At 65.0% G+C, this 17,510-nt stretch carries 19 protein-coding genes; 3 read left to right on the top strand and 16 right to left on the bottom strand.

Annotation, left to right across the window (positions count from 1 at the left end; translation table 11 throughout):
- Positions 1-29: 29 nt before the first annotated feature.
- From L0V05_RS06415 to L0V05_RS06445, 7 genes are all read right to left on the bottom strand, one after another.
- Complete coding sequence (locus L0V05_RS06415) at positions 30-509, bottom strand: DUF2721 domain-containing protein (protein ID WP_234869289.1); 480 nt, start codon at positions 507-509, stop codon at positions 30-32.
- 104 nt (positions 510-613) lie between these two features.
- Complete coding sequence (locus tag L0V05_RS06420; RefSeq protein WP_234869290.1) at positions 614-1,510, bottom strand: MBL fold metallo-hydrolase; 897 nt, start codon at positions 1,508-1,510, stop codon at positions 614-616.
- 22 nt (positions 1,511-1,532) lie between these two features.
- Complete coding sequence (locus L0V05_RS06425) at positions 1,533-2,690, bottom strand: DUF1501 domain-containing protein (protein ID WP_234869291.1); 1,158 nt, start codon at positions 2,688-2,690, stop codon at positions 1,533-1,535.
- Between the two features lie 3 nt (positions 2,691-2,693).
- Positions 2,694-4,040: a DUF1800 domain-containing protein gene (locus tag L0V05_RS06430; protein WP_234869292.1), complete on the bottom strand. Its 1,347-nt coding sequence runs from the start codon at positions 4,038-4,040 to the stop codon at positions 2,694-2,696.
- A gap of 65 nt (positions 4,041-4,105) precedes the next feature.
- A complete protein-coding gene (locus L0V05_RS06435; RefSeq protein WP_234869293.1) occupies positions 4,106-4,813 on the bottom strand; it encodes an FkbM family methyltransferase in 708 nt (235 codons plus the stop codon).
- A gap of 221 nt (positions 4,814-5,034) precedes the next feature.
- Positions 5,035-5,961: a GT-B fold glycosyltransferase domain-containing protein gene (locus tag L0V05_RS06440; protein ID WP_234869294.1), complete on the bottom strand. Its 927-nt coding sequence runs from the start codon at positions 5,959-5,961 to the stop codon at positions 5,035-5,037.
- Positions 5,962-5,972: 11 nt separating this feature from the next.
- Positions 5,973-6,782, bottom strand: a complete 810-nt coding sequence (locus tag L0V05_RS06445) for a hypothetical protein (RefSeq protein WP_234869295.1) — start codon at positions 6,780-6,782, stop codon at positions 5,973-5,975.
- 339 nt (positions 6,783-7,121) lie between these two features.
- Between L0V05_RS06445 and L0V05_RS06450 the strand changes: the two genes are divergently transcribed.
- Positions 7,122-8,972: a glycosyltransferase family 92 protein gene (locus L0V05_RS06450; protein ID WP_234869296.1), complete on the top strand. Its 1,851-nt coding sequence runs from the start codon at positions 7,122-7,124 to the stop codon at positions 8,970-8,972.
- Here the strand turns inward: L0V05_RS06450 and L0V05_RS06455 are convergent.
- The 3 genes from L0V05_RS06455 to L0V05_RS06465 are packed head-to-tail and all read right to left on the bottom strand — an operon-like array spanning position 8,969 to position 11,677.
- Entirely contained in the window at positions 8,969-10,054 is a 1,086-nt protein-coding gene (locus L0V05_RS06455; protein WP_234869297.1) for a glycosyltransferase family 61 protein, read from the bottom strand. The two genes, L0V05_RS06450 and L0V05_RS06455, sit on opposite strands and share 4 nt — an antisense overlap.
- On the bottom strand, positions 10,014-10,967 hold the full coding sequence (locus L0V05_RS06460) for a hypothetical protein (protein ID WP_234869298.1): 954 nt from the start codon (positions 10,965-10,967) through the stop codon (positions 10,014-10,016). The genes L0V05_RS06455 and L0V05_RS06460 overlap by 41 nt, the downstream gene beginning before the upstream one ends.
- Positions 10,967-11,677, bottom strand: coding sequence for an FkbM family methyltransferase (locus tag L0V05_RS06465; RefSeq protein ID WP_234869299.1), 711 nt, complete (start codon positions 11,675-11,677; stop codon positions 10,967-10,969). The genes L0V05_RS06460 and L0V05_RS06465 overlap by 1 nt, the downstream gene beginning before the upstream one ends.
- 203 nt (positions 11,678-11,880) lie before the next feature.
- Between L0V05_RS06465 and L0V05_RS06470 the strand changes: the two genes are divergently transcribed.
- A complete protein-coding gene (locus tag L0V05_RS06470) occupies positions 11,881-12,909 on the top strand; it encodes a glycosyltransferase family 2 protein (RefSeq protein WP_234869300.1) in 1,029 nt (342 codons plus the stop codon).
- A 148-nt stretch (positions 12,910-13,057) separates the two neighbouring features.
- Complete coding sequence (locus L0V05_RS06475; protein WP_234869301.1) at positions 13,058-14,005, top strand: phosphoadenosine phosphosulfate reductase; 948 nt, start codon at positions 13,058-13,060, stop codon at positions 14,003-14,005.
- On the opposite strand, the gene ureG is transcribed toward L0V05_RS06475, so the two are convergent.
- The 6 genes from ureG to L0V05_RS06505 all read right to left on the bottom strand — a co-directional run bounded on the left by ureG (position 14,002) and on the right by L0V05_RS06505 (position 17,472).
- Entirely contained in the window at positions 14,002-14,613 is a 612-nt protein-coding gene (gene ureG, locus L0V05_RS06480; RefSeq protein ID WP_234869302.1) for an urease accessory protein UreG, read from the bottom strand. The genes L0V05_RS06475 and ureG overlap by 4 nt on opposite strands.
- Positions 14,610-15,248, bottom strand: a complete 639-nt coding sequence (locus tag L0V05_RS06485) for an urease accessory protein UreF (protein ID WP_234869303.1) — start codon at positions 15,246-15,248, stop codon at positions 14,610-14,612. The genes ureG and L0V05_RS06485 overlap by 4 nt, the downstream gene beginning before the upstream one ends.
- A complete protein-coding gene (ureE, locus tag L0V05_RS06490) occupies positions 15,248-15,838 on the bottom strand; it encodes an urease accessory protein UreE (RefSeq protein ID WP_234869304.1) in 591 nt (196 codons plus the stop codon). Before ureE ends, L0V05_RS06485 begins: the two co-directional genes overlap by 1 nt.
- A gap of 11 nt (positions 15,839-15,849) precedes the next feature.
- Entirely contained in the window at positions 15,850-16,074 is a 225-nt protein-coding gene (locus L0V05_RS06495; RefSeq protein ID WP_234869305.1) for a hypothetical protein, read from the bottom strand.
- 100 nt (positions 16,075-16,174) lie between these two features.
- Entirely contained in the window at positions 16,175-16,819 is a 645-nt protein-coding gene (locus L0V05_RS06500) for a hypothetical protein (protein WP_234869306.1), read from the bottom strand.
- A complete protein-coding gene (locus L0V05_RS06505; RefSeq protein WP_234869307.1) occupies positions 16,816-17,472 on the bottom strand; it encodes a hypothetical protein in 657 nt (218 codons plus the stop codon). Before L0V05_RS06505 ends, L0V05_RS06500 begins: the two co-directional genes overlap by 4 nt.
- Between the last annotated feature and the right edge of the window lie 38 nt (positions 17,473-17,510).

Genomic DNA, 17,510 nt, shown 5'->3' on the forward strand with positions numbered 1-17,510 from the left:
AGGGGGCCACGGGCCCCCTTTTTCGCTCATCACGGCTGGGTGTGTGCCTTTGTCGGAGCCTCATCCTCGGTTGGCTCGGCGTCGATCGGCCCGCCGCTCCGGTCGATTTCCTCTTTCACGACAAGAAGTTCGAACCGCACCTCCTGGTAGAAGCGGACCAATGCGAAACCGGTCAGCGTGGTTGCCCCAACGAACAGCAAACCCGCAACATAGAGATGCGGCATATGGACAAATGCGGCCAGGAAGGTCACCGCCAGAAGCGTCGTGGTCGAAATGCCAGCCGCAACGGCGAAGGACACGGCCGAATGCAGCAGGCGGGCGCGGCGCAGCAGTCGCCGGCCCCTCGGCGTCGCGGCCTTGCCCTTGCGGCTCACATCGGCGAATTCGGCCATAACGCCGCTCAGGCGCGTCAGGACGACCGACAGCAAACCCGTCACCGCGCCAAGGAAGAAGGCCGGCGCGGCGGCGTGAGTGATCGCTTCCGACAGATGCTGGACGACCGAGTCCATGAACGCCCTCCAAAGTGCGAGGACGATCTAGCGCAACTGGCGGCCGCAGACCCATCCTTTTTTCATCGCAGTTTTGCATGTCGCGCCAGCAATGACCGGTTGCACTAGGTTTCGTGATCGGCCCCGCTCAGCACCCGCTCCATATTCTGTGCATGGACGGCGAGATAGCCGTCGAACCACCTCAGCGCCCCATCGTCAAGCCAGCGGCCGATGACCTCTTGAAGCGGTTCCGTGGCACGCCCCGGACTGTTCGGAAGGGCGATGAGCCAGCGGATGTAGTCCTCGGTCGCATCAAGGAACGCGGGGCTGTAGCCACCCGATGCAATCACCCCTGGATCGCCGTGATTGGGCAGGATCGAAACTGCGCCAAGGCCGCGCAACCGCCCGATCTCCTCGATATGGCATGACAGGCGATGAGGGTCGACGACATAGGTGACGCAATCCTCCAGCGTATCGCCCGCCAGAAGGATCCGCCGCGACGGCAGCCATACGACGGTCGCGTCATCGGAATGGATCTCGGTCTCGATCAGTTCGACCGGCTCTCCCCCCAGGATCAGCGTCATCTTGCCCGAGAAGATGCGGTTCGGCAGGACCAGCGGCGCAATGGCCGGCGGGCCGCCGAGCGTTCCCGACTCGATCGCAGCCCCGTCCCGCTCGAGATGCGCCAGCGTTCGGGCATTGGCGATGATCTCGCAATCCGCGAAAGCCTCGGTCCCGGCAATATGGTCAAGGTGGTGATGGCTGAGAACCAGCGTAAAGCGCTGCACACCCAGCCCTGCCAGATGAGCGCGCATCGCCCGGGCATGGTCGGTGCTGACATGGGGATCGTAGACGAGCGCCTCTTCACCGCGGACCAGAGCATAAGCGGCAATGCCAAGCGAAAGAGCCCCCTCATCGACCCAGTTCGGCGCCGTCATGAAGCGCTGACCCGGAACGCGCCCGTCGCAATAGGCAAAGATCCCCGGTGCAGGCTCGAGGACGCGCAGATGTTGAATGTGCATCGGGTGCCTCTTCGGCTTCAGGCTACAGCACGAGGCCCGGATCGGCGCCCAGATCCAGACCGGGGAAGACCACCCCTTCGAGATCAGAGACGCCAAGCCCGAACTGGCTGCGCAGCGCCCAGGCCGCATAGGCGCGCACATCGCGGGTCGGCATCAGGTCGCGGTCTTCCAGCAGCGCGCTATCGCCAAGGCCGGGCCAGTCGCCCAGCACGCGCCCGCCCTTTGCCGCGCCCCCGGCGAAGATCATGGCACCACCCGTGCCGTGATCGGTGCCGACCGTGCCGTTCTCGCGCGCGGTCCGACCGAATTCGGTAATCGCGACAACCAGCGTCGTCGCCCAGTCTGGCCCAAGCCCCTGCTTCAGCGCCAGGATCGTCTCGGAGAGTTCGCCGAGCCGCTTGGCCAGCACCTTTGACTGGTTCTGATGCGTATCCCAGCCACCATAGGAGAAAGCAGCGATCCGTGCCTCGCCCCGCAGACGCTCGGCGACATAGGCCCCAAGCTCCACCGGCTGCACATCCGCCCCCGCCCCGCCATCGTGCCGCAGGTCCGTCGCCCCAGGGTAGGCCGAGGCCAGAAGCGGGTCCTCGGCGTAAAGTCGGGCCAGCAGCGCCTCGCCCTGTGCTGACAGCGAGCTGTCGTCGATGGGCGACCAATGCGCAACCGGCACATCGCCTTCGAGAATGAGCATCGGCTCCTGGCCGACGGTCACCGCCAGATCCTGCCGCGCGCCGAGCGGCACCAGCGCGCGGTTCAGCCAACCATCTCCGCCCGGCGTCAGCGTTCCCTGATCCGACGCACTGCCATTCTCGAGCACGTCCTGCCCGACAAAATGGCTGCGGCTGCGATAGGGTGTGGCAACGGCATGAACGAAGCCCAGCTCGCCCGCCTGCCAAAGCGGCATCAGAGCCGCAGCGCCTGGATGCAGCTGGAAGAAACCGGCGGAATCGAGCGCGATCCCGCCCTCGCCCTTCAGCAGCGACGGCCGCAAGGCGCCATAGGCAGGATCACCCACGGGCCGAACCAGATCGAGCCCGTCCAGTGCGCCACGCAGCACGATCACCACCAGCCGGTTCTGGCCCGGGGCAGCCGCGAAGGTGACTGGCGTCAGCAACGGGCTTGCCGCCAGCGAACAGCCGACCAGAAACCCGCGCCGGGACAGAAGCAATTCGCGGGCCATCCATTACCTCCGCATGAAATCGGGCGAGCCGAGCAGCACGGCTATGCCCTCCCAGCGCTGCTCGGCCTGGCCGGCGGCGCGGATCGTATCGGGATTTCCCAGATCACCCAAGGCCGACCGGGCCAGAGGCACCGGCTCTGCGCGGTCCTTCGTCGCGCGCGACACGGCCTGCGCTACCGTCTCGGCCCAATCGATCCGGGCGGCCAGCATCGGCGCCGAGACCCAGCCTGCCGCCGTATCGGGCCAGCCGTCGGGACCGCGCGGGCGGAAAGGCGGCTGCCCCATTGCGGCCAACGCCTGATTGACTTTGCCCGGCAACCTGACCTTGCCATCCAGCCCCTCGACCGGCCAGTCCACGGCCCTGAGGGTCGCCGCAACGAATTCCTGCGGCGAGCGGATCTTGACCAGTTCGTTCGACGTGGCGGCGGGATCGGCCAGCATTGCTGCATAGACCGACCTCAGCTCTGATCCTGATTCGAGATAAGCAGCCGCCATCCGCGCGACCGTGGCCTCTGATGGCTGATCGGCCAGGAACGACCGCGCCAGCGCCAGACTGACGCTCTGCGCGGTTTCGGGGCGAAGCGCGATGTCATTCAGGAAGCGGTCGATCTCTTCGGGGCCCTCGCCGTATGTCTGCCCGAGGATGGTCTTGCGGCCGGGCTCGGCCCGGGCCGGTTCGAACGTGCTGCCCGCAGGCCCCACCGACATCCCGGTCAGAAGCCGCGCTGTCTCAGTCACGTCGGCCTGGCTGTAGCCGGAGCCCATCGTGTGAAGTTCCAGAAGTTCGCGGGCATAGTTCTCGTTCAAGCCGCTGTCCTTCTTGCGCCCGATCCGCGAGTCCGGCCCGACCGATTTCGCCTGGTCAAGATAGAGCAGCATCGCCGGATGCCAGGCCGAAGCGCGCAACATGTCCGAAAACCGCCCGTTCAGATACGGGCGCGCAACGTCATCGGGATAGCCGCCGGACAGATAGGGTAGTGACCCGAGACGGCGCAGACCGACCGTCAGGCGGTTGGCCCAGAAATTGACGAGCCGCTCGCGAAACCCGGCTTCGGATGCGACAGGCGTAAGGATCCACGCCGTGGCATCGTCGCGGGTAGCTTGTTTCAAGCGTGGCAGAACCGTGAGTTCCGCAATCTGACCGGCCTTGAACTGCTTGGCCTCCCGCTGTGCCTCGGCGACCATGGCAAGGCGCTGATCGAGAGAGGGGCGATCCGTCATGATCGAAGCCGGATCGGCGGCATCAAGCTGCGCCAGCACGCGTGAGGGATCGACGCCCCCCGCCGCTGGCTCGGTTCCAGTGCGCGGCCCATAGCCGAAGCGAATTTGTTCCAGAAGGCTGGCTTCCACCGTTACATCCCTGCCCCATCCGCTGCAAGTGGTTGCAGGGTCGGGTCAATTCAAGCGGCACGCCTTCAAATCCAGTCGAGGTTGAACCGGCCTGCCGGATAGCGGGAGGCAATCGCCGCGCGCAGCGCGCGGTAGCGTCCCCGCTGATCGGGAAACTTCCGTTCGTGCGTCTCGGCCACCAGAACCCGAACCCGTTCGAGCAATCCGTCCCTGTCGAGCGCCTCGAGCAGATCGAGTTCGGCGCCCTCGATATCCATCTTCAGGAATGCAACCTCCCTGCCCTCGGCGAACAGTCCCTTCAGAAACTCCGGAAAGTCCAGAAGCGGCACGTTGACGCCGCCTGCCTCGTCGATGGCACGGCCTCCCGGAAGGATCGTGCTCTTGACAGACGCTCCCTTGGGATTCTGATCGAAGTTTCCGGCACGCATCAGCCGCACGGTACCGGAACTGGTCCCGACGGCAGCATTTATCAACGTCACGCGCGGATGGCCCGAGAACCGCTCGGACAATTGGCCAAAGGCGAAGGGGTCCGGCTCGTAAGCGATCACATCGGCCCCCGTCTCGGCGAGAACGGCTGTCACGACCCCGACATTCGCGCCGCAGTCGATTGCCAGATCTCCGGGACGCAACATAGCCGCCACCCCCGCCAGGAAGCCTTCGGCAGACGCCTTTCGCAGGTTTCGCTTCTGCCGACGGATCAGCTTTTCCGCCCGCAGTTCGGCCTCGGACGTGGCTGGCTCATTGGCAATGCTGGCTGTCGCGTTCTTTGGCATGGCGGGTTCCTCAGACATAACGACCCCGGATGAGCGGCACCAAGGCCTGCTGCTCCATCAGCTTCCGCGCTGCATACAGGATCATGTGCGGCCCCTCGACCGGGCGTTTAGCTCAACGCAGCTAGCCCGTCGGACCTGCGATCGAGATGATCCGGGTTGGCCGCCGGCGGTCTTTGCCTGCCGAGCGAGGAACAAGCCAGGCGCCAGAAAGATGCCCATTGCTATTCCAGCCGTTCGCCCTGCGGCGACACCAAGTCGTCCGCCTCACCATCGGCTTCCCCGCCTGGGGCGAGGCGCCGAATGAACTTCTCGCCGGTTTGCGCCTGAAGGAAGCGGCGCGCCGCCTTCATCAAGCCCACCTCGCGAAGGATCTCGCTGTCGCGGTAGTGCACGGTGAAGATCTCGTGATCCTTGGGCAGCGGCTTGCCGCGGATGCGTCCGCCGAGGATGTAATGCTGTTCTTCTGGAAGCATGTTCCACTGCAGCCCTGCCCGCCGGATCGCCACCGGCAGCGACATCTGGTCCAGATAGGGGCGGCGCTTGTCGAGCGCCTCGATCCGGTCGATCCGGCGGGCGGTCTCGTACCAGACATCGGGAAAGCGCCCGCCCGGCCCGGCGTCTTCGGGAAACACCACGAGACCTGCGCTGAAATAGGGAACGACCTGCTTGCCCGAGCGGCGCATCAGCCGGATGCGCTCAGTCGGCACGGGCATGTCGAAGGCGCCATAGATCGTGTCCCAGATCGACTGTTCCGCCCAGACCATCGACGCCGCCACCGAGCAGGAGACATGGCCTTCCCGGCACAGGTTCGCCGGGTCGTTCGGGCGCAGGAACAGCACGTCGCTGTCAACGAAAGCCGAGTACCGGCTGTCGCGCGGCTGCATTGCCGCGATGATCTTGTTGCCATGGGGATAGGGCGTATCCCACATCCCCTCGGTCCGCATCGGGCGGATCTCTCCGCCCATGATCTCGTGCGCGCGGATCACCGCCGGGTGCAGTTCGCCCATCCGGTGCTCGGGGCAATAGCCGATGGCCTTCACGCTGGACGGAAACTGCTGCCGGATCGAGGCGAGCAGCATGCAGCCCATGAACTGATAATCCGGCGGCTCGGCGATATAGGCGAAGGTCAGTTCGGGCCGGTCGCTCATGTCCGCCTCTGTCACTCTTCGAGTGCCGCAGCCGGATCGACGCCGATCTCCTGGCACATCCGGTAGGCATAGGAGCCGGGCAACGGCACATGCTTGCGCCACCAGGGCCGGGTGCCGTTAGTGTAGAGATGGACCGACAGGGTGTTGTCGGTGAAATGCCCCTCGACACGGCCATACGGGTCATAGAACACGTCGTTCAGCTGGAACGGCACCGGATACAGGTAGTCGGGCGTCAAGGCCTTGTCGTAGTCGCCGGTCTGCTGGGCGAAATAGGTGAAGGCCTGCGGGCCAAAGGCGGTGCGCTCGGCCATGTAGATGCGCACCGGATGGGCCAAGGACGGGTCCTGCCGGTCGAGCTTCTTGCGCTGCTGCTTGTTGAACCAAGGCGGCGCTTCGGGAAGGTTGTCGTAGTAGTCGAGAAGCCGGGCGATCAGCTCGCCCCTGGGTGGGATGTAGACCACGCCGCAGTTCAATGCGCCGCGGAAGCCGTGGCCGGCATAGATGTTTTCCATCCCGTCCGGAAAGGGCCGGTAGCAGAATGCGTCGCAGTCGATCCAGATCGCGTCGGTCTTCTGGATCATCTTGTAGCGGAAGACATTCGACAGGAAACTGGCGCTGGTCTGGGCGATGATCTCGCGGTCAAGCTGCATGATCTCAGAGGCCGGCCTCACCTCGACCCCCTCGGGCAGGTTCTCGACCGTGTCGGTGCAGTAAAGCGTCGTCGGATGCCCCTGCCGCACATGGCTGAGCAGGCAAAGCTGGTTGAGGTAATGCAGCCGCGTGCCGATCCAGAGGGAGGCGACGGGTCGTCTGGTGGCCATGATCTGCTCCAAGCCGGGATGGCGGCATCTGGCGGCCGCTCTTTGGGTCCGATCGTGCACGGCAATCCCTGCCCTGTCCAGTCTGCCGGAAGCTCGGTTGGCGGTCTGGGTCCCGCCTGCAACGCCCTGTTCAACGAACTTTCTACGGAAATTCCCCGCTGCCCTTGATTTTTCGCAGAAAAATCGTCGGTGGAAGTCCGGCGAAACCAGCCTTGCGCGGCGGCCCCGCTTGACAGCAGGATCGGGCACGGACAAGCCTCGGTCCCGAGCAGAAACGACCCGGCCGCAGGAGCCGGGCAACCGGAGGAAGGGCGATGCCCGCCGCAGAGCAGGTCCGGTATGGATGATCCCGCCCCGCCCCAGCCGGTCGCCCGCCTGATAGAGATCGGTGCGAACGGCCTGCCCCTGCCCCGCACTGGTCCGCATGGCATGGTCACGGCCGTCTCGATGATGAAGGACGAAGGCCCCTTCGTCCTTGAGTGGGTGGCCCATCACCTCGTCGTCGGCTTCACCCGGCTCATTGTCTATACCAACGACTGCTCGGACGGCACCGACCGGATGCTGATGCGGCTCGAGGAGCTGGGCTTGGCCCATCACCGCGCCAACGTCATCCCGGAAGGGCAGCGGCCTCAACCATCGGCGCTCAACCATGCGCAGGACGAGCCCTTGGTCGGCGAGAGCGACTGGGTGATGGTCTTCGATGCCGATGAATTCCTCCAGGTGCGGTTCGGAGACGGCACGCTCGACAGCCTGATCGCGGCAATCGAGGCGCGCGGGGCGAATGGCATCATCGTCACCTGGCGCATCTTCGGTTCAGGCGGAGTGCAGGACTGGTCGCGCGCCCCGGTGACCGAGCAGTACCTCTACGCAGCGCCGCCGATGTGGAACAAGGGCTGGGGGGTCAAGACGCTGTTCCGCTTCGATCCCGATCACTGGAAGCTCGGCATCCATCGGCCCAAGATCAAGTCAAAATGGCTCAAGACCGATTTCCCCGACCAGGTGCATTGGCTGAACGGCTCCGGCTTGCCAATGGAAGACTATTTCAAGTTCCGCGGCTGGCGGTCGATCGTGCGGACCGTGGGCTATGACTGGGTCCAGATGAACCACTACGCGGTCAAGTCGATCGACAGCTACGCGATCCGCAAGTTCCGCGGCAACGTGAACTTCAAGAAGGACAAGTACAACGCCGATTACTGGGCGCTGCAGGACCGCAACGAGGTGCGCGACGACACGATGCTGCGCTATGCGACCGAGCGGAAGCGTGTCTTCGACGCGCTCCTGACCGACCCGGTCCTGAACCAGCTCCATTTCGCCGCACTCGAACGTGCCGAGGCGCGGCTGGCCGAATTCAAGGGCACTCCGGCCTATGAAGAGCTGGTGGGCCGCCTGAAGGACGCCAGCCGTATCCCGATCTCGGATGTCGAGGCGAAACCGCCGCAGGCCCGCGACCCCGAAAAGATCGCGGCCCTCATGTCCGAAGTGGAAAAGACCCGCGCGGCCGGCCGCAAGGCCGAGAAAGCGGCGACGCCGCCTGAAAGGCGGCCCGGCGTGACCGGGCTTTACGTGCGCAATCCCCCGGCGATGACCGAGGACGTGCCGATGACATGGGTCAGCAACCAGGGGATCGACCTGCCCGCCGATCCACGCCTGTTCACGCCCGGCGGCCTAGTTCCGCTTCAGGCCGGCAAGTTCGAGCGGCATCTCTGCCGCAGCCTGTGCAAGACCCTGCCGCGCGGTTCGCGCCTGCTCGAGATCGGCTGCGGCCCTGGATATGTTGCCGCAGTGCTCAACCACCAGCGGCCCGATATCCGCCAGACGCTGCTGGAGCGGAACCCGAACCTGCGCGAGGCCCTGCGCCGCATCTGGCAGAGGAACGGCGTCGTCGAAGGCGAAGGCCTGCGCCTGTTGCCCGACTGGGACAGCCTGCCCGCGCTATTGGCCGATCTTAAGCCGCGCTCGATCATTCTGGGCGATCCCGAAATCACCGGGCCGGAGCTTGCCGACGCCATCGCGGCGAGCGGTCAGACTCCCGACCTTGTCCTGCTGAGCAACCGGAACCTCGCGGTTCACCGGCTCGACTTCGAGGCCTGCCCGCCCGCCTTTGCCGCGATCGGCCTGACCGAGCACAATCCGCTGGACATAGCCCTGACGGTCGCCTTTCAGCGGCCGGGAACCGCCCGGAAGACCTAGCCCAGGGCAGTGAAGGTCTCGCCCCGGCCTTTCGAGAAGATGTCGAGAAGGCGCAGGATTTCTGCCGCCTCGGGCAGATCAGGGCGGAAATCGGCGGCGACGTAACCCAGCTCGGCTAGCCGCATGAACAGACGGGCAAAATCAAGCTCACCGATCGAGCGATAGTCGGAACGCTTAACCTCAATCGAGACCCAGTCGCGGCTGATCATGTCCAGAACATCTAGTTCGATGCCGCAGAAGCTTCGGAACTGACGCTGGTAGTCGCCGACATTGGCCTTGCTCCGGCGCAGGATGATCGCGACACGAGTCTCCGGTGCGGCAACAAAACCGGCGAGGTGCAGCGCCGATCCATCAAGGCCCACGATCTGACGCGCCGCCTTGTAGCGGGCAATCTGCACCTCAAACGGGTGCTTCTCCGGATGGAAGATCTCGAACCCCTGTCTGGCGAGGTTCTCCTCGATGACGGTTTCACCCAGCACTCCGCCCCGCGCGACCGCCAGCCTCGAGCGTGAGACATACAGCTTCTCGGGTCCGTCGGGCGCGACATCGTGAGCGAACCGCTCGCGCATCAAGGCGCGATAGGCCGGTGAGCCAGCATAGCGCTCCAGCCAGCCAAAACCCAATTCCGGCACGTATAGGCGGTCCGCGCGCATCGCCCCGTCGCAAACCTCGATCGGCACATCCACGCCAAGCTGACGAAAGAACGCCTCATAGTCGCGGATCTGCTGGCGCGTCTGGCGCGGGCGCGCGCGGAATGGCAGGTAAAGGATGCCATCGACCTGCCCTTTCAGCCGGTCGAGAGCCCAGAGCCGCGCTGTGCTTTCCACCAGGAAATGGCCGAAATGGCCGCGGAAATGCCCCCCGAACAACCAGCGTCCCGACAGGGCTTTCACCGGTTCTCCCGGGGAAAGCTGTGGTACGCCCGTCGCCTTGCCGGCGCGGATCCAGGTGCGAGAGTCCTCGACGAAGCGTCCCTCGCCATCCAGAACCCCGGTGGCAAGTTTAGCGTCGGTTTCGCGTTCAGGCAGGATCAGCGCCGGTTCAACGGTCGTGATGCGGTCCTGCAGGCCCTGCTCGCTCATCCCGGTCTTCCCCCGCTTCCGCCGACAGTTTCGCCGCGTTGGCGAGCCTCCGCGCCCGGCGCTTTGCCATTCTGAGCAGCTTGGTATGCCCACGCTGTTCTGCCGCTTTGAACAGCGTTACCTGCCATCGCCGTTTTTCTCGTCGATTGCGCAGGGCCCGCCTCAAGGCGAGTTCATCAAGGTCACCGCGCCCGACGCCGCCGATGACGGCATCCAACATGCCGCAGTGACGCAGCGACCAGACCAGCCCGTGGCCGAAGAAGGAAAAGCGCATCGCCCGGACCTGCTCCAGGTCGGCCAGGCGCGCGGCATGGGCCGCGTCCTCGCGCTCGAACGGGTCGTAGAGCAACCAGATCCGCGACGCGACAGTTGCATCGACCCGGGCATCGAGGAAGGCGGGCGTGGTCCAGTCGAACTTGCGATACGGGCGGGGATAGCGTCGCTCGAACGGAGCGATGGTTCGTGAAAGGGTCGTTTGCGGACTGAAGGCCAGAACCGTGCTGCCCGGCAAAAGCGAGGATAGCGTCAGCGCCGCGAATCCTCCCATCGACGACCCGGCGAAGACGATGCGGCGAAACGGCTCGAACAGCCCGGCCTCCCGAAGCGCGATGATCAAAGCCGGGGCGTCGGGGTTGCGATACCAGTCCTTGCGCGATGCTAGGATGCCGAGCACCGAAAAGCCCTGCCGTCGGACCCGCATCCGCAGCCAAGGCTGCGGCGGGTCGTATTCCCCGAAGGATAGCAGGTTATCGAAGGTCACGAACAACACGTCCGAGCCGCGCTCGAACCAGGCGTCGCAAAGCCCGCCGGCAAGGCGAAACGCATCGAGGCGTGCGGCCTCGTCCGCCGTGGCGACGAAGGGGGGGGCGGGGACCGGGTGGCGGGGCGGAGGGCGGGGGCGGGCCTCGTTCATCAAGCAACCTTGCGCCGATAGACGAAGACCATCCGCCGGGACAACTCGCGATCCGCCTCGAATCCGGCACGGCGCAAGGCCCGGCGGCAGCCACGCATCCCCACCTCGCCGTAAAGGCCGGGATGCAACTCAAGCAGGACAAGCCGAACACCCGTCAGGTCGGCGTGTCGCAGGAAGGCCAGTTCCCCTCCCTCGATGTCCATCACGATGACCTCGTGCGGGAATTCGCGCTTCACATCGGCATAGCGCCAGACCGGTACCGGAACGCGACGGGCCTTCTCGACGCCACGGGCAAGTTCAAGACCAGAGCCCAGGAAATTGCCGCGCACGAGGAATTCGATCCCGGACGGAGCATCCGGGTCGCTGAGCACAACGCCGTGACGCAGTTCCATCCGGTCCGACAGGCCGTTCAGCTGATGCAGGCTGCGCGCATGCGGCACCAGATCGGGGTTGGCCTCGAAGGACAGCAAGGCCTTGGGCTGGCAGTTCAGTGCAATCGCCGCGCCCACTGCGCCCGATCCGGCGCCGAACTCCAGCACCCGATCCTCGGTCGTGATCGTCGCCAGCGCGGACATCACCTCGGGGCGTTCGTAACGGCCTTCGTCCATCGACCGGATCATGCGCGGGGTCAGATGCGGAGCCGCAGGAATCGTCACGCCATGAAACGTCGCCACAACCTGAGGCGGCTCTGCCGTTCCCATCTGTTCCATGCCCGCCTCATGCGCAGTCCGGATCTTCGTCCGGTCCGCGAGATGCTACCGGGGCTCAAAACAGGTGTCATCAGGCTTCTCAACCGCAGCGGTGGGGCGTTGCCTGATTGCCGCGCCTGCTTCCCTGCCCCGGCCTGTGGACAGCCCGCGCGCCCCTGCCTAATGTCGCCGGAGGCTCTCGCTTCCGCAATTGAAAGGCTCAGATGCGCCATCTCGCCATTCTCTGCGTCCGGAACGAGGCAGCGTTCCTGATCGAATGGCTGGCCCATCACCATGCCATCGGCTTCACCGATTTCATGGTCTTTTCCAACGATTGTCAGGACGGCACTGACGCTTTGCTCGATCGCCTGCAGGCGCTCGGGCATTTGACCCATATCCGCAACGACCGGCCCGGCCAGCGTGGGCCCCAATGGTCTGCCCTGAAGTTGGCTGAAGACCATGCGCTTCGCCGATCCGCCGACTGGATCATGGTGCTCGACATCGACGAGTTCGTGAACATCCGGGCCGGCGACGGAACCTTGGCGGCCCTCCACGCAGCCCTTCCCGAGGCGACCGCAATTCCACTGGCATGGCGACTGTTCGGGAATGCAGGCGAGGTCGAGATTGCCGACCGGCTGGTGACCGAACGCTTCACCCGCGCGGCGCCGTCTGTGCTGTGGTGGCCCTGGCGTGCCGCGCTTTTCAAGACGCTCTTCCGCAACGACGGCACCTATGCTCGGCTCGGCGTTCACCGCCCGCGCGATCCGGACCCCAAGCGGCTGGCGGGATCGCGCTGGTTCGACGGATCGGGGCGCGAGTTGGGCGAGGGCTTCCGCACCAACCGACTTTACGCCGATTATGGGCGCGACAATTACCGGCTAGCGCAATTGAACCACTATGCGCTCGGCTCGGCACAGGACTTCATCCTCAAGGGCGACAGGGGCCGGGCCAACCGGGAAGCGAGCGCGGCCGATGCCGGCTACTGGATCGAGCGGAATTTCTCCTCGGATGAGGATCGGTCGGTCCTGCGCACCGCGCCTCTTTCTGCCCCCCTCCGGGCCGAGCTTCTGGCAGACCCCGTGCTGGGGCCGCTCAACCGGGCTGCGATCCAATGGCGGCGGTCGCGCTTCGCTGTGCTGATGAAGGACGAGGCGATGAGGGCGCTCTATGGCAGGTTGCTTCTCTCCGGACCATCACAACCCTTGGATGAAGAACAGGCCAGAACCATCTGGCGTCTTGCGCAAAACCAGTGACGGAGCTTGAGCGGGAAACAGTCCTGCCCTACTGTTTTCAGACTGGTTCATTCTTTCGCAGCATTGCCGCAATGACCGCCCAAAGGCGCCATGTGACCTTGCGATCAAAGGTTCTGCCCGACCTGCCGTAATCATTCTCCGAGTTTCAATGGACGATCCCGGTCTTCTTCAAGATGCCCCCGCTGCCGGACCCGAACCGGCAGACAAGGCCGCGTGGCTTGCCAGGATCGAAGAGGTCGGCGAAGACTCAGGCTATTTCCAGCCGCTTGGCGACAGGCACTGGGCCTACTTCATCGACGAAAGCCCGACCCTGCTCGTCACCTTCGAGACGGTCGCGGCGATCATGGCCGAACCGGACCAGCTGCCGAAAGGCCATGCGCTGGCCCGCGCCAAGGGCTGGTCGCATCTCTGCATCATCGCCGATGGCGAGACCTGGTATCGCGACCCCGCAGTCTATCGCTATTTTGACCGGCTGGTGGACGATGCCTTCTTCGAGGATTTCGATCGCGTCGTCTTCTACGGCACCGGCATGGGCGCCTATGCCGCCTGCGCCTACTCGGTGACCGCCCCCGGCGCGACGGTTGTCGCCATCCAGCCACTGGCCACGCTCGACCCCGGCGTCACCGGCTGGGACCGCCGCCGTCGTGCCGCACGGCGGATGAACTTCACCGATCGCTACGGCTATGCGCCTGACATGGTCGAAGGGGCGGGACAGGTCTTCGTCCTGTTCGACCCGCATCAGCCATATGACGCGATGCATGCGGCGCTTTTCACCAAGCCCTTCGTCACCATGTTGCGCGCCCGCCATGTCGGCCCCGATGTCGAGAAGGCTCTTGAGCAGATGAACATCCTGCCGCAACTTATTGATGCAGCTGGCGAAGGTCAGCTGACGCCCGGGCTTTTCGCCAAGGCCTTCCGGGCACGGCGTGACAATGCCCCCTATCTGCGCCGGCTGGTCACCATCCTGGACCAGCTTGGTCGGTCGGCACTGGCGATCCGCGCCGCGCGCTGCGCGCTCAAGCGCGTCGATGCCCCGAAACTGCGCAAGCATCTGGCCGAGATGGAGATGCGGCAGGTCAAGCCAGCGAAGGACTAAAGCCCGCCCTCGGCCCTGATGAAAGCGACGATATCGTCGACGCCTCGGCCCTTCTTCAGGCTTGCCATCACGAACGGCTTCGAGCCGCGCGCCGCGCGCGCATCGCTTTCCAGCAGCGCCGGATCGACCTCGACGTAAGGGGCCAGATCGACCTTGTTGATGACCAGAAGGTCCGAGCGGGTCACTCCCGGTCCCCGCTTGCGCGGGATGTCCTGTCCGGCGGCGGTGTCGATGACATAGATGGTGATGTCAGCCAGTTCCGGGCTGAAGGTCGCCGCCAGATTGTCGCCGCCCGACTCGATCAGGACGATGTCGAGATCGGGAAAGGCCCGGCTCAGGTCGGCCACGGCGGCGAGGTTGATCGAGGCATCCTCGCGGATCGCAGTATGCGGGCAGCCCCCGGTCTCGACCCCGCGGATGCGCTCGATCGGCAGGGCCTGCGCCCGCATCAGGTATTCGGCATCCTCCCGGGTATAGATGTCATTTGTGATGGCCGCGACCGAGTACTCGTCGCGGAGCGCGCGGCACAGCTGTTCGGTCAGCGTGGTCTTTCCGGCACCGACGGGGCCGCCGATGCCCACGCGCAAGGGTCCGTTGGGGGAAGTCATGTGCGGAAGATCCTTACATCCATAGTTTCATGCTGCATCGCCGCGAGGTCTCCCCGCAAGGCCCCGCCGCCGAGACCTTCGAGCCCTGCCTTTGCCGCCTCGCGCGCGACGCGCTGGATCACCGGGTGCAGAGCGGCAAGCACCTTCTGCCCATCGGTCTGGCCAAGCGGTATGAACCGCACCCCGACCTGCACAAGGTTCGAGCCGAAGGCGTGCAGGTAGAGCCCCAGCACCTGCCCTGCAGGCAGGCCAAGCGGCGCCGCCGCCGCGCCAAGCGCCACTGGGTAGGGCATTGGCGGATGATCGTCGCCCTTCAGCGCATTGGTTGTAGCGAGAAGCGCCCGCCCCTGCTCCATCGTCTCGACCAGTCGTTCACGGCTTGCGGCCATCGCTTCGGCCAAACTCGCCAGCGCAGGCAGGTCGGCGCGGGGTTTCAGAGCCTCGGCAAGCAGGATCGCATCGTTGCGACCGGCTCCCTCGGCGAGGATCGTGGCGATCCAGCCTTCCAGCGCCGCCGCGTTGCGCACTTGCCCTGAGGCGATTGCCGCCTCCAGCCCGTGCGAATAGGCATAGCCCCCCACCGGAAAGGCCGGCGAAAGCCACTGGACCAGTGTCAGAAGCCCGGCTTCCGACATCAGTCGACATCCACCGGAATGTCGTCGTCGTCGTTCGGATGGTGATGGGCGCCATGATGGTGGACATGGCGGTGGCTGTGGCCAGGCGCATGGTCGTGATCATGGTCATGTTCATGGTCGTGTGCATGATCGTGGCCCGGCCCGTGGTCATGCCCCATCGTCCGTCCCATGCCATAGGCGCCGCCTTCGGGGGTAAACGGTTCATCGGAATAGGCAACCGAAGCGCCAAGCTGCGCCAGCATCGCCTCAAGAACGTGGTCGCGGCGGATCAGAAGCCGGCCGGATTCTATCTGGCAGGGCGTGTGGCGGTTGCCGATATGCCAGGCAAGCCGCGGCAGGTCGCCGGTGACCACCACCACGGGTTCTTCTGCCGCGATCACCTCGATCAGACGGCCATCCTCCAGGGCAAGCGCATCACCGTGGTCGAGGCTGACGGTTTCGGGGAGGTCGACGAGAAAATGCTCGCCATGGGCCGTGCTCAGGCGCTTGCGCCGCAGGAAGCGCGCCTCGTAGTCCAGCACGACCAGATCGTAGGCATTCGTCCATTCTCCGCGACGGTGGAGCGTGCGGGCGGGCGGCAGGTCGGTCATGGGGGCGCTCCTCAGCGGGAAAACATCTCGCGGAAAACGTAGCGCGCCAAGCGATCGCGCGACAGCCCCATTGCGGCAAGTGCGGCATCGGGCAGCGCATGCAGTCGAGCGAATTCCGCCTCGCGCCGCTGGCGCATCGGCCAAGAGTTGCAGCCGGAGGCTTCTATGGCAAAGAACATGTCCAGATCGGCGGCGGCTTCAGGTGAGAGCGGGGAATTTGCGGCTCGGAACGTCATCGCATCGCCTCCTTCGGCGTGGGTGAGTTCCTCCCTCCCAAAGAAGGATAGGCCAGGATCGCCGGACTGTCCAATCTTTCGCTGCAGCGCAGCGCAATTTTCACTTGGCGACCGAAATGCCGGTGATCCCTGCCTTCCACTCCTGCTGGCGATAGCCGTCGCGGCTCATCGTATGGACCCCGACGCCAAGCGCCGGGAAGTAGATCCAGCGGTCATTCCTGTCGAGCACCGGATCGTCCCAGATCGTGTCCTTGCCGGTGAAGGTCGCTTCGACCGGAACGATCTGATAGGCACACCCGCTGATCTTCACGGTCTTCTCCGGCAGGAAGCGGTAACTCACCTCACCCTTGAAATCCGACCCACGGCTCTGGGCGAAGAAGCTGCCCTGATCCTCCTCCAGTTTCGAGGACCATCTTTCGCCTGCGACGGGCTGGGGCGGACGCTTGCGGAAGTCGCGCTTGATGTAGCCCCAGAAATCCCTCTTCGGATAGACGCGATGGCCATGGACGACTTCGTAGATGCCGTAAGGCCCCTCGATATAGGCGTCATCCGCGGGCTTGCCGTTCGCCTGGTCAAGCCGCACACCCTTCTTGCCGGCGTCACGGGCCAGCCAGACCTTTCCGTCGGCCATGGTGAACAGGATGCCGCGACCGGTCAGGTTCTCGGCGGTGACGCACTCGGCCGCGGCAGGGCCCGCGCAGAGGTTGGCCAGCGCGACGGCGACGATGCGCAGGGCGCGGTTCATGGGTGCAGCTCCTTCCAGCTGGCCATGCCGGTGATGCCGTTCTTCACCTCGGTTCCCTTCACATGATCCTGTTCGCGGGTGACGATTCCGGCCTCCAGCGCCGGAAAGTAGATGAAGCGCCGGGTCAGGCGGGTCTGGTCGCCGGCAAGCGTGGCTTCGACCGGAATCGTCTCATAGCTGCAGCCCGAGATCTTGACCTGTTTCGCGGGAAGGAAGCTGTAGGTCACGGTCAGCTTCTCGGTCGTCTTGGTGTCCTCGCCGGTCAGCTTGTTGTGGACGCTGATGCGATCGGTCGCCATCGTCTCCCAGCTCTTGCCCGGCTCGATCTTCGGCAGGCGGCCCGAGAATTTCCGCTGGAGATCGACAAGCATAAGCGCGCCGGTCTTGGGATCCTCGTAATTCCAGTATTCCTCGGTCTCGAAGACGCCCCCCCGGAACACCCGCCAGTGATCGGTCTTGCCGGCCTTGTCCTGATAGATGGCCTTGCCTTCGCGCATCGTGTGATCGGTGGTACCCCACCGCCCGATCTCGACCGAGCCTTGCTGGGTCGTGAGCGTCGCGCCGGGCATATGGGTCATGTCGTACAGGGTCACGCAATCCGCCTGCGCCGCAACGGGCAAGACAAGACAGGCGGCAATCAGGGTAAGACGCATGAAAAACACCTTCGCAAAGGGCGGCAGCCCGCTGAAAT

The organism is Alitabrizicola rongguiensis, assembly GCF_021491355.1.
Taxonomy (GTDB): domain Bacteria; phylum Pseudomonadota; class Alphaproteobacteria; order Rhodobacterales; family Rhodobacteraceae; genus Aliitabrizicola; species Aliitabrizicola rongguiensis.